We start from the raw sequence: 12,883 nt of genomic DNA, 5'->3' as shown, positions 1-12,883 counted from the left end.
CTTACTGGACCTCTACCACAGTGCCCTGCAACCGCTGCAGGGCTTCGTTCACCGGCTGCGGCAGGAGTTGGCGCAGGCAGTTGTAATGACCGAAGCGACAAGTGCGATCGAAACACGGACTGCACTCGATCCCCAGGCGCACCACTTCGACCTGATCCGCCAGGGGCGGGGTGAAGCCCGGGGAGGTGGAGCCGTACACCGCCACCAGCGGACGATTCAGCGCGGCCGCCACGTGCATCAGCCCGGAGTCGTTGGACACTACCGAATCGGCGCAGGACAGCAGGTCGATGGCCTCGGCCAGGGAGGTTTCGCCGCTGAGATTGGTCGATTCCTCGCGCAAGCCGGGAATCAGTCGCCCGCGAATCTCTTCACCCACGGCATGATCGTTCTTCGAACCGAACAGCCAGACCTGCCAGCCCTCGCGGATCTTCGCCTCAGCCACTTGTGCGTAATGCTCGGACGGCCAGCGCTTGGCCTCGCCGAACTCTGCTCCCGGGCACAGCGCCAGCACCGGGCGATCCAGGCTCAGGCCAAACTTGGCCAGGGCCGCCTCGCGGCTTTGCGGATCGATCTGCAGGCTCGGGCGCGGATAAGGCTGGGGCAATTCGGCGCCCGGCTCATAGGCCAGAGCCATGAAGCGCTCGATCATCAGCGGGTAACGCTCTTTGTCGAGCTTGCGCACGTCATTGAGCAAGCCGTAGCGGAACTCGCCGCGCCAGCCGGTGCGCTTGGGGATGCCTGCGAAGAACGGCACCAGGGCCGACTTCAGCGAATTGGGCAGCAGGATCGCCTGATCGTACTGGCCGGCCAGGGACTTGCCGATCCGCCGGCGGGTCGCCAGTTCCAGGACGCCGTGACCAAGAGGAAAGCTCAAGGCCCGACGCACCTGGGGCATGCGCTCCAGGATCGGCCGGCTCCACTCGGGGGCCAGCACGTCGATCTCGCATTGTGGATGACGCTGTTTCAGGCACTCCAAGAGTGTCTGCGCCATCACCATGTCACCGACCCAACTGGGCCCAACGATCAGAATATTCATGTGGTTTCCATAAACGAGCCGGGGAGGCATACGCCTCCCCGCCTCGAGAATCCAGCACCGCGGCCTTCACCGTCGGTTCAGTTGGGGCGAGCCTCGCAGCTCGCCGAATACAATTGCGGCTGCATTATGCCGACTAGCTTAGCCCCAGCTCGCGCCAAATTCGTAACACTTCCCGTCGTTCGGTCACGAATTGATCACCGTTAATGATTCCGGCCTCATTCTGCAACGCCTGCCGGTGAGCCGCGGAACGGTAGGCCTTGTAGACCTCGCGTAGCAGGCTGGCATCGCTCGCCGGCATCAGCCCAACCTGCTCCAGCCCTTCCAGAATGCGGATGTTATCGGTGTAGCGCAGCAATGACGGGTGCTCTTCGGACCACGCCAGGGCCGCGTATTGCACCATAAATTCGATATCGACGATACCTCCGGCGTCCTGCTTGAGGTCGAACGGCGCCGTGGCTTCAAAGGCGTTGGCCGCGGTTCCGGCGGCAGTCAGGCGGCTGCCCAGGTTGTCACGCATCTTGGCCCGCATTTCACTGACTTCCTGGCGCAACTTGGGCAGGTCGCGGGTTTTACCCAGCACGGCGGCCCGGACCTTTTCAAAGGCCTGGCCCACATCCTGGCTGCCCACCAGCACCCGGGCCCGGACCAGCGCCTGATGCTCCCAGGTCCAGGCTTCGTTTTCCTGATAGCGGGCAAAAGCTCCCAGGGAACTCACCAGCAGCCCCGAAGCACCGGACGGCCGCAGGCGCATATCCACTTCATACAACTGGCCGGAGTTGGTCTGGGTGGTCAGCAGATGGATGATGCGCTGCCCCAGCCGGGTGAAGAACTGTGCACCGTCTATGGGTTTGGGCCCATCGGTTTCCGCTTGCGGATCGCCATCATGGATAAAGACCAGATCCAGGTCGGAACCGTGGCCCAGCTCGATGCCGCCAACCTTGCCGTAGCCGACGATGATGAATCCCGGGTCACACAAGGTGCCATCAGTGCGCTGTGGCGCCCCGTACTTGGCCACGGTCTGGCGCCAGGCCAGGGCCAGCACCTGCTCCAGAATCGCCTCGGCGAGCCAGGTCAGGTAATCGCTGACCTTCATTAAAGGCAGGCTGCCAGCGATCTCCGAGGCGGCCACCCGCAAACGGTGGGCCAGTTTGAAGTGGCGCAGGGCCTCCATCTGCTGTTCCAGGTCGTCCTCGGGAATCCGCGTCAGGCGCTCGCGCAGCTCGGCCGCCAGCTCCGGCGCCAGGGGCGGCTTGAACAGGCGTCCTTCGTTGAGCAATTCGTCCAGCAACAGAGGGAAGCGGGTGATTTGTTCGGCAATCCACGGACTGGCCGCGCACAGGGTCAGCAAGCGGCGCAAGGCGCCCGGGTTTTCGGTGAGCAACACCAGATAGGCCGAACGCCGCGCCACCGCCTCGACCAGCGGCAAGACCCGCTCCAGGACCAGATCCGGATTGGCGTGTTCGACGGCCTGAGCCAGCAGGCGTGGAATAAAGGCATCCAGACGCTCACGCCCCAGACGCTGCATGGCCCGCAATTGCGGACTACCGCGCAGGCTGGCGAGTGCCCGCAGGGCCTTGGGCGCATCGACGAAACCACCCTCCTGCAACTGCCGGCAGGCGGCCTCCTCGTCCTGGGCTTCCTCCCATAACGGCAGCCACTCGCCCCCCACCACCACTTCGCTTTCAGCGCCTTCGTCTTCATCAGGATCGGCAATCACCTGGCGGAAGTGCCACTCCACCCGCCCACGCCAGTACATCAGTTGCTCATGGAAGGCGCTCCAGTCGGCAAAGCCGAGCATGAAGGCGATCCGCGCCTGGTCCTGGGGATTGTCCGGCAACATCTGCGTCTGCCGGTCGGCAATGGCCTGGATCGCGTGCTCGGTGTAGCGCAGGAACTCGTAGCCCTCACGCAACTCGCTGATCACCGCGGCCGGCAAATAGCCCTGCCCCTCCAAAGTACCCAGCACCTTTAATAAAGGACGCTGCTGCAGGCTCAGGTCGCGACCACCGTGAATCAGCTGGAAGGCCTGGGCGATGAACTCCACCTCGCGAATGCCCCCCGAGCCCAGCTTGATGTTGTCGGCCATGCCCTTGCGCCGGACTTCCTGCTGGATCAGTTGCTTCATGGTGCGCAGCGCCTCGATGGCGGAGAAGTCCAGGTACCGGCGGTAGACGAAGGGCCGCAGCATCTCCAGCAATTGCGCCCCGGCCACCTGATCCCCGGCCACCACCCGGGCCTTGATCATGGCGTAGCGCTCCCAGTCGCGCCCCTGGTCCTGATAGTACTGCTCCAGGGCATTGAAACTCAGCACCAGGGCACCGGCTGAGCCGTACGGCCGCAGGCGCATGTCGACCCGGAACACGAAACCGTCGACGGTCATGGGGTCCAGAGCCTTGATCAGACGCTGCCCCAGACGAATGAAGAACTCCTGGTTATCCAGGGCACGCTTGACCCCCACCGTCTCGCCGCCTTCGGGATAGGCAAAGATCAGGTCGATGTCCGACGACAGGTTGAGTTCCACTGCTCCCAGCTTGCCCATGCCGAGGATGACCATCTGCTGCGGCTCGCCGCTGCGGCCGCCGGTGGGCACGCCAAATTGCTGGGTATGACGCAGATACAGCCATTGATAGGCCTGGTCGATGCAGGCGTCGGCCAGGTCGGAAAGGTCACGGCAGGTTTGCACCAGATTCGCCTGGCGGTTCAGGTCGCGCCAGATGATCCGCACCTGCTGGCGAGTGCGCTGGCGGCGCAGTACGCGGCCCAATTGATCATCGGTCTCGGCCGCTTGCACCGCCGCCGCAATCTGCGCGCACAACTCACCCGGTGCAAAAGCCCGGTCCAGCTCACCGGAGTGCACCAGCTCCAGCAACATCAAAGGGTCACGCAGACTCTGTTCAATGACGAAGTCACTGGCGGCACTGACCCGGGCAAACTCGGCCCAGCGCTCGGCGCTCCAATCCGCAACATCGGGACCGCCTTCAAGGGCCGCCACCGCAGCGCGGAACGACTGCTCTGCACGGCTGACCAATGGCAGGAGAATCGCGGGGACTGGGGCAAGCGCGGGCAGACTCATGGGCTATCCTTGATCGGCGTGGAAAAGGCAGGCGGAGAGGAATATCGAGGGCGAGCAGCCTGATGGACTGTCGAACAAAAGTTAGAAATAGCTGAAAATAGGTTTTTTTTAGCAGCCGGCATTAATTTATTACCTATTCCCGTTAGTCAGCGACCAACAGTAACGATTATTCTCACAACGCAGCAGGAGGCCATAAGCCGCTCTTCTGTAGTTTTACTACTCGTATATACATTCGAAAGGCTGAAATGGCCGACGATTTGTAGTAAAACTACACGCCGCCGGATCAACCTCCGGCAATCCAAGAATTTATAATCGTCTGCCCACAAGGCCAGTCGCAAACTCAGGCAACCGATTCTGGAAGCCTTTCCGCCCTGGAGCAAGCCATGCAAGACCTCGATCCCGTCGAAACCCAGGAATGGCTGGACGCCCTGGAATCGGTTCTCGACAAAGAAGGCGAAGACCGTGCTCACTATCTGATGACCCGTATGGGCGAACTCGCGACCCGCAGCGGCTCGCAACTGCCCTACGCCATCACCACGCCATACCGCAACACGATTCCCGTCACCCACGAAGCACGCATGCCTGGCGACCTGTTCATGGAACGCCGCATTCGCTCGCTGGTACGTTGGAACGCGTTGGCCATGGTCATGCGTACGAACCTGAAAGATTCTGACCTGGGCGGTCACATCTCCAGCTTCGCCTCCAGCGCCACCCTGTATGACATCGGCTTCAACTACTTCTTCCAGGCCCCGACCGACGAACACGGCGGCGACCTGATCTACTTCCAGGGTCACGCATCGCCAGGCGTCTACGCCCGTGCGTTCATGGAAGGCCGCATCACCGAAGACCAGATGAACAACTTCCGCCAGGAAGTGGACGGCAACGGCCTGTCCTCCTATCCACACCCTTGGCTGATGCCTGATTTCTGGCAGTTCCCCACCGTTTCCATGGGCCTGGGCCCGATCCAGGCGATCTACCAGGCACGCTTCATGAAGTACCTGGAAGCCCGCGGCTTCATCCCGGCCGGCAAGCAGAAAGTCTGGTGCTTCATGGGCGACGGCGAGTGCGACGAGCCGGAATCCCTGGGCGCGATCTCCCTGGCCGGCCGCGAGAAGCTGGACAACCTGATCTTCGTCATCAACTGCAACCTGCAGCGCCTCGACGGCCCGGTTCGCGGCAACGGCAAGATCATCCAGGAACTCGAAGGCGTGTTCCGTGGTGCCCAGTGGAACGTCAACAAGGTGGTCTGGGGCCGTTTCTGGGACCCACTGCTGGCCAAGGACGTCGACGGCATCCTGCAACGCCGCATGGACGAAGTCATCGACGGCGAGTACCAGAACTACAAGGCCAAGGACGGTGCGTTCGTCCGTGAGCACTTCTTCAATACCCCTGAACTCAAGGCGATGGTTGCCGATCTGTCCGACGACGAGATCTGGAAACTCAACCGTGGCGGCCACGACCCGTACAAGGTCTATGCGGCCTACCACGAGGCGGTCAACCACAAAGAGCAGCCGACCGTCATCCTGGCCAAGACCATCAAGGGTTATGGCACCGGCGCCGGCGAAGCGAAGAACACCGCGCACAACACCAAGAAAGTCGACGTCGAAAGCCTGAAGCTGTTCCGCGATCGTTTCGACATTCCGGTGAAAGACGACGACATCGAAAACCTGCCGTTCTTCAAGCCTGAAGAAGGCAGCGCCGAAGCCCGTTACCTGAGCGAGCGTCGTGCCGCACTGGGCGGTTTCGTGCCTCAGCGTCGCGCCAAGAGCTTCAGCATCCCGACTCCGCCACTGGATACCCTCAAGGCCATCCTCGACGGTTCCGGCGATCGCGAAATCTCCACCACCATGGCCTTCGTGCGGATCCTCGCGCAGTTGGTCAAGGACAAGGAAATCGGCCAGCGCATCGTGCCGATCATTCCGGACGAAGCCCGTACCTTCGGTATGGAAGGCATGTTCCGTCAGTTGGGCATCTACTCCTCCGTCGGCCAGCTCTACGAGCCAGTCGATAAAGACCAGGTGATGTTCTACCGCGAAGACAAGAAGGGCCAGATCCTCGAAGAAGGCATCAACGAAGCGGGCGCCATGAGCTCCTTCATCGCGGCCGGTACTTCGTACTCCAGCCACAACCAGCCGATGCTGCCGTTCTACATCTTCTACTCGATGTTCGGTTTCCAGCGTATCGGCGACCTGGCCTGGGCCGCTGGTGACAGCCGTACCCGCGGTTTCCTGATCGGCGGTACCGCCGGCCGTACCACCCTCAACGGTGAAGGCCTGCAGCACGAAGACGGCCACAGCCACATGCTGGCCGGGACCATCCCGAACTGCCGCACCTTTGATCCAACCTACGGCTACGAGCTGGCGGTGATCATCCAGGACGGCATGAAGAAGATGACCGAAGAGCAACAGGACGTCTTCTACTACATCACCGTGATGAACGAGTCCTACCAGCAGCCAGCCATGCCTGAAGGTGTCGAGGAAGGCATCATCAAGGGCATGTACCTGCTGGAAGAAGACACCCGCGAAGCCGCGCACCACGTGCAACTGATGGGCTCCGGCACCATCCTGCGCGAAGTCCGCGAAGCGGCGAAGATCCTGCGTGACGAGTTCAACGTCGCCGCTGACGTGTGGAGCGTGACCAGCTTCAACGAACTGCGTCGCGATGGCCTGGCCGTAGAGCGCAGCAACCGTCTGCACCCTGGCCAGAAGCCGAAGCTGAGCTACGTGGAAGAGTGCCTGAGCGGCCGTAAGGGTCCGGTCATCGCCTCTACCGACTACATGAAGCTGTTTGCCGAACAGATCCGCCAGTGGGTGCCGTCCAAGGAATTCAAAGTCCTGGGTACCGACGGTTTCGGCCGCAGCGACAGCCGCAAGAAACTGCGTCACTTCTTCGAAGTAGACCGTCACTTCGTGGTGTTGGCAGCCCTGGAAGCCTTGGCTGACCGTGGCGACATCGAACCCAAGGTCGTGGCTGAAGCCATCACCAAGTTCGGTATCGACCCGGAAAAACGCAACCCACTGGACTGCTGAGGAGACTTTCTGTGAGCGAACTCATTCGCGTACCTGACATCGGCAGCGGTGAAGGTGAAGTAATCGAACTGATGGTCAAGGTCGGCGATCGCATCGAAGCCGACCAGAGCATCCTGACCCTCGAGTCGGACAAGGCCAGCATGGAAATCCCTGCGCCGAAGTCCGGCGTGGTCAAAAGCCTGAAAGTGAAGCTGGGCGACCGCCTGAAAGAAGGCGACGAACTGCTGGAACTGGAAGTCGAGGGCGCCGCTGCTGCGGCCCCTGCGCCGGCAGCCGCTGCACCTGCACCTGCACAGCCGGCCGCAGCGCCAGCTGCTGCCGCTCCAACTGCCGCTCCTGCCGCTGCCTCGGTACAGCAGGTGCACGTGCCGGATATCGGCTCGTCGGGCAAGGCCCAGATCATCGAGATCCAGGTCAAGGTCGGCGACACCGTCGAGGCTGATCAGTCGCTGATCACCCTCGAATCCGACAAGGCCAGCATGGAAATCCCGTCGCCGGCTGCCGGCGTGGTCGAGAGCATCAGCGTCAAGCTCAACGATGAAGTGGGCACTGGCGACCTGATCCTGGCCCTGAAAGTGGCCGGTGCTGCGGCTCCTGCCACTGCCGCACCAGCCCAGGCCGCCGCTCCGGCTGCCGCCGCGCCTGCGCCAGCCGCTGCTGCAGCTGCGCCAGTGGCCGACAGCGTCCAGGACATTCACGTTCCGGACATCGGCTCGGCCGGCAAGGCCAAGATCATCGAAGTGCTGGTCAAGGCCGGCGACAGCGTGGTTGCCGACCAGTCGCTGATCACCCTCGAATCCGACAAGGCCAGCATGGAAATCCCATCGCCAGCCGCCGGCATCGTGGAAAGCGTGTCGATCAAGCTGGACGACGAAGTCGGTACCGGCGACCTGATCCTCAAGCTCAAGGTCAAGGGCGCCGCCCCGGCAGCCGCTCCGGCACCTGCCGCGGCCCCTGCCCCGGCGAAAGCTGAAGCGGCTCCTGCCGCCGCCGCGCCTGCCGCTGCCGCTCCAGTTGCCGCACCGGCCAAACCAGGCGCGAAAGTTCACGCCGGCCCGGCTGTGCGCCAACTGGCCCGCGAATTCGGTGTCGAGCTGAACGCCGTGAGCGCCAGCGGTCCGCACGGCCGCATCCTCAAGGAAGACGTGCAGGTCTACGTCAAGGCGATGATGCAGAAGGCCAAGGAAGCACCGGCTGCCGGCGCAACCGGTGGCGCGGGCATCCCGCCGATCCCGGTCGTGGACTTCAGCCGCTTCGGTGAAATCGAAGAAGTGCCGATGACCCGTCTGATGCAGGCCGGCGCCGCCAACCTGCACCGCAGCTGGCTGAACGTGCCGCACGTGACGCAGTTCGACTCGGCCGATATCACCGAGCTGGAAGCGTTCCGCGTTGCACAGAAAGCCGTGGCCGAGAAGGCCGGCGTCAAGCTGACCATCCTGCCGCTGCTGCTCAAGTCCTGTGCGCACCTGCTCAAGGAACTGCCGGACTTCAACAGTTCCCTGGCACCCAGCGGCAAGGCGATCATCCGCAAGAAGTACGTGAACATCGGCTTCGCCGTGGACACCCCGGATGGCCTGCTGGTACCGGTGATCAAGAACGTCGACCAGAAGAGCCTGCTGCAACTGGCGGCCGAGGCGGCTTCCCTGGCGGAAAAAGCCCGGACCAAGAAGCTCTCTGCGGACGAGATGCAAGGCGCCTGCTTCACCATCTCCAGCCTCGGGCACATTGGCGGCACCGGCTTCACGCCGATCGTCAACGCGCCGGAAGTGGCGATCCTCGGTGTTTCCAAGGCCACCATCCAGCCCGTCTGGGACGGCAAGGCCTTCCAGCCGAAGCTGATGCTGCCACTGTCCCTGTCCTACGATCACCGTGTGATCAACGGCGCGGCCGCTGCACGCTTCACCAAGCGTCTGAGCGACCTGCTGGCCGACATCCGCACCATCCTGCTGTAACTCGCGAACCGGCCTTCCCATCATGGGTGGGCCGGTACCGCACGTTTTCCGAGCGCCACGCTCGTACCTCAACCCCGTCAATTTGGCGGGGCTTTTTTTTGCCGGAAAAACGTCGCCAATTGCCCGTCATTGCTCGAGCCCAAACAGCAAAAAAGTTACTTTGCAGAAATCCTTCTGCCTGCCGATACAGGTTTATAGCACTTAGCCTTCATCTTACTTGTCAGTCGATGCCGCATGATGCAACCTTGCCGCAAGCAACAGTAAAGAGGGCGCGAGCCCGGCGCGATCAGCAATTTCGAAGCGAGTTTCCCCATGAAAAGCCAACCCGATGCCGCCAGCCGTATGGCGGCCGAGGTAGTGACGCAGTTGCCTGTGCCCTCGCGGCTCGGCATGTTGCGTTTCGAACGGCTGAATGAAGCGAGCTGGGCACTGCTGTTTCTCGATCCCAATTGCGAACGTCAGTTCGGCCTGCCCGCCGTCGAACTCTGCGCTCTGGTCGGCTCCCCCTATGCCAGCCTGATGGAGCCTGAGGCGCGTTATCAGCTGCACGACGCCATCCAGCAGCAACTGAGCACCAGCCCCCATTATCTGATCCGCTACACCTTGCACACTGGCCAAGGCCCCTTGAGCATCCTGGAGCTGGGGGAGGCCTACAAGCAACACAACCGGCACCTGCTGCGCGGCTACCTGCTGGTAGTGGAAGGCCTGTTCAGCGACGCCTCGCCAATGCCGACCGTGGATCTGGAAACCCAGAACACCCGCCTGCAGATCGCCCTGGAACTCAACCAGCGGGCCCAGCAGGAACAGCTGCAGCATCTGGAACGGGTACGTGCGCAGCAGGACCTGATCCTGCTCCTGACCCGCCAGCGCTACAGCACCAGCAACTCCCTGAAGGAAGCTGCCGAGCTGATCACCCGCAGTGCCTGCGACATCTACCAGATCGACTGCGCCAGCATCTGGAACCTGGAAGACCAGCTACTGGTGCCGATTGCCGCCTACCACCGCGGCCCCCAGGAATACCGCATGCCGGAGTCCATCGACGCCAGCAGCTTTCCCGATTACCTGGAAGCCCTGCACAGCTGCCGCGCCATCGACGCCCAGAATGCCATGCGCGACCCGCGCACCCGAGAGATGGCCGAAAGCCTGCGGCCACGGGATGTGAATGCCATGCTCGACGCCAGTATCCGCATCGACGGCCAGGTAGTCGGCGTGCTGTGCCTGGAACAGACCGGCATGACCCGGGCCTGGCAGTCCGACGAGATTGCCTTTGCTGGCGAGCTAGCAGACCAGTTCGCCCAAGTCATCAACAATCACAACCGACGCGCCGCCACCAGCGCCCTGCACCTGTTCCAGCGCGCCGTGGAACAGAGCGCCAACGCTTTCCTGCTGGTCAACTGCGACGGCGTGGTGGAGTACGTCAACCCAAGCTTTACCGCGATCACCCAATACAGCACCGAAGAGGTGCACGGCCACCGCCTGTCCGAACTGCCGGCCCTGGAAAACCTCAGCGAACTGTTGTTCGACGCCCCTTCCAGCCTGGCCAAGAGCAACAGCTGGCAAGGCGAGTTCAAGAGCCGACGCAAGAACCTCGAGCCCTACTGGGGCCAGCTGTCGATCTCCAAGGTCTACGGCGACAATCGTGAGCTGACCCACTACATCGGCATCTACGAAGACATCACCCAGACCAAGCTCGCCCAGCAACGCATCGAGCGCCTGGCCTACACCGACAACCTGACCAACCTGGGCAACCGCCCCGCGTTCATCCGCAACCTGGATGAACGCTTCGCCCGAGACAGCGATACCCCGATCAGCCTGCTGCTGGTAGACATCGACAACTTCAAGCGGATCAACGACAGCCTCGGCCACCAGACCGGCGACAAGCTGCTGATCAGCCTGGCCCGACGCCTGCGCAACAGCCTGAGCCCCAGCGGCAGCCTGGCGCGCTTTGCCAGTAACGAATTCGCCGTACTGCTGGACAACACCGACCTGGAAACCGGGCAACAGATCGCCAGCCAACTGCTGATGACCCTGGACAAGCCGATGTTCGTCGACAACCAGCTGATCAGCGTCACCGGCTCCGTGGGGCTGGCCAGCGCGCCACTGCATGGCCGCGACCCGCAGACCCTGATGCGCAACGCCGGCCTGGCGCTGCACAAGGCCAAGGCCAACGGCAAGCACCAGGTGCAGGTCTTCACCGAAGCCCTCAACGCCGAAGCCAGCTACAAGCTGTTCGTCGAAAACAACCTGCGCCGGGCCCTGACCCAGAACGAGCTGGACGTGTTCTATCAGCCCAAGCTGTGCCTGCGCAGCGGCCGCCTGCTGGGCATGGAAGCGCTGCTGCGCTGGAACCACCCGGAAAAGGGCATGATCCGCCCGGACCAGTTCATCAGCGTGGCGGAAGAAACCGGCCTGATCATCCCCATCGGCAAGTGGATCGCCCGCCAGGCCTGCCGCATGAGCAAGCAACTGACCGCCGCCGGCCTGGGCAACCTGCACGTGGCCATCAACCTGTCGCCCAAGCAGTTCTCCGACCCGGACCTGGTTGCGTCCATCGCCAGCATCCTCAAGGAAGAGCAACTGCCCTCCTCGCTGCTGGAGCTTGAGTTAACAGAGGGCTTGCTGCTGGAAGCCACCGACGACACTCACCAACAGCTAGAACAGCTGAAAAAACTTGGCCTGACCCTGGCCATGGACGACTTCGGCACCGGCTATTCGTCCCTGAGCTACCTGAAGAAATTCCCCATCGATATCATCAAGATCGATCGCAGCTTCATCCACGAGATCCCCGACAACCAGGACGACATGGAAATCACCTCGGCCGTGATCGCCATGGCTCACAACCTGAAGATCAAGGTGGTCGCCGAAGGCATCGAGACCGCCGAGCAACTGGCATTCCTGCGCCGTCATCGCTGCGACGTCGGCCAGGGCTACCTGTTCGACCGGCCGATTCCCGGCACCGAGCTGATTGCCAAGCTCAAGCGCTATCCTCGCGGCCCAATTGCCTGACAGCGCTGTAACACTCGGGCAAACTGCGTGTCTATCGACTGAACGACTCCCCAACCTGACTGGAGGACCGACACATGGTCTTGCGCTCGGAAATACTGGTGAACAAAAACGTGCTTCCAACCAAAGAACAAGCTCTGCCCGGCCGCGAAACACCCATGACCGTGCCTGAAGAACACTACGTCAACGGCAACCCACTGCTGGGCCCGTTTCCGGGCAATGTGGATTTCGCCATCTTCGGCCTGGGCTGTTTCTGGGGCGCCGAGCGGCGCTTCTGGCAGCGTGAAGGCGTGTTCAGCACCTGCGTGGGTTATGCCGGCGGTTTCACCCCGAACCCGACCTACGAAGAAGTCTGCTCAGGCCTGACCGGCCATACCGAAGTGGTGCTGGTGGTGTATGAGCCCGAGAAAGTCAGCTACAAAGAGCTGCTGGCGATGTTCTGGGAACTGCACAACCCGACCCAGGGCATGCGCCAGGGCAATGACGTTGGCACCCAGTACCGCTCGGTGATCTACACCACCAACCCGACCCAGCTGGAGCAGGCGCTGCACAGCAGGGACGTGTTCCAGGCGGAACTGACCAAGGCCGGCCTGGGCGAAATCACCACTGAAATTGGAGAAGCCCCGACCGTCTATTTCGCCGAGGCGTACCACCAGCAGTACCTGGCGAAGAATCCCGAAGGCTATTGCGGGATCGGCGGCACTGGCGTGACCTGCCCGATCTGAACCCGCCGCAAGCGACAAGCCTCAAGCTCCAGACGCTGTGTTTTCAGCTTGAGGCTTGAGGCTTG

The 12,883-nt window shown here is 62.3% G+C and carries 6 protein-coding genes; 4 read left to right on the top strand and 2 right to left on the bottom strand.

The features are described from left to right. Window position 1: 1 nt before the first annotated feature. Complete coding sequence (waaF, locus tag LOY69_RS02520) at window positions 2-1,036, bottom strand: lipopolysaccharide heptosyltransferase II (protein ID WP_102862861.1); 1,035 nt, start codon at window positions 1,034-1,036, stop codon at window positions 2-4. A 133-nt stretch (window positions 1,037-1,169) separates the two neighbouring features. Then, window positions 1,170-4,109: a bifunctional [glutamate--ammonia ligase]-adenylyl-L-tyrosine phosphorylase/[glutamate--ammonia-ligase] adenylyltransferase gene (gene glnE / locus LOY69_RS02515; protein WP_213664627.1), complete on the bottom strand. Its 2,940-nt coding sequence runs from the start codon at window positions 4,107-4,109 to the stop codon at window positions 1,170-1,172. Between the two features lie 383 nt (window positions 4,110-4,492). On the opposite strand from glnE, the gene aceE reads away from it, so the two are divergent. The 4 genes from aceE (at window position 4,493) to msrA (ending at window position 12,818) form a co-directional block, all read left to right on the top strand. Continuing rightward, entirely contained in the window at window positions 4,493-7,138 is a 2,646-nt protein-coding gene (aceE, locus tag LOY69_RS02510) for a pyruvate dehydrogenase (acetyl-transferring), homodimeric type (RefSeq protein ID WP_110595419.1), read from the top strand. Between the two features lie 11 nt (window positions 7,139-7,149). Beyond that, on the top strand, window positions 7,150-9,090 hold the full coding sequence (gene aceF / locus LOY69_RS02505) for a dihydrolipoyllysine-residue acetyltransferase (RefSeq protein ID WP_102882044.1): 1,941 nt from the start codon (window positions 7,150-7,152) through the stop codon (window positions 9,088-9,090). A gap of 312 nt (window positions 9,091-9,402) precedes the next feature. After that, window positions 9,403-12,096: a GGDEF and EAL domain-containing protein gene (locus LOY69_RS02500; RefSeq protein ID WP_102882045.1), complete on the top strand. Its 2,694-nt coding sequence runs from the start codon at window positions 9,403-9,405 to the stop codon at window positions 12,094-12,096. A gap of 74 nt (window positions 12,097-12,170) precedes the next feature. Beyond that, window positions 12,171-12,818, top strand: a complete 648-nt coding sequence (msrA, locus tag LOY69_RS02495) for a peptide-methionine (S)-S-oxide reductase MsrA (RefSeq protein ID WP_102882046.1) — start codon at window positions 12,171-12,173, stop codon at window positions 12,816-12,818. Window positions 12,819-12,883 lie beyond the last annotated feature (65 nt).

The sequence above is a fragment of the Pseudomonas sp. B21-059 genome (genome assembly GCF_026016285.1).
Taxonomy (GTDB): Bacteria; Pseudomonadota; Gammaproteobacteria; order Pseudomonadales; family Pseudomonadaceae; genus Aquipseudomonas; species Aquipseudomonas danubii.
The sequence above is the reverse complement of the archived record's forward strand: the minus strand, read 5'-3'. Positions and strand labels throughout refer to the sequence as shown.

Coding starts and splice junctions, on each gene's coding strand:
- LOY69_RS02500 (WP_102882045.1), top strand. CDS start 9,403: ATGAAAAGCCAACCCGATGCCGCCAGCCGTATGGCGGCCGAGGTAGTG.
- glnE (WP_213664627.1), bottom strand. CDS start 4,109: ATGAGTCTGCCCGCGCTTGCCCCAGTCCCCGCGATTCTCCTGCCATTG.
- waaF (WP_102862861.1), bottom strand. CDS start 1,036: ATGAATATTCTGATCGTTGGGCCCAGTTGGGTCGGTGACATGGTGATG.
- msrA (WP_102882046.1), top strand. CDS start 12,171: ATGGTCTTGCGCTCGGAAATACTGGTGAACAAAAACGTGCTTCCAACC.
- aceE (WP_110595419.1), top strand. CDS start 4,493: ATGCAAGACCTCGATCCCGTCGAAACCCAGGAATGGCTGGACGCCCTG.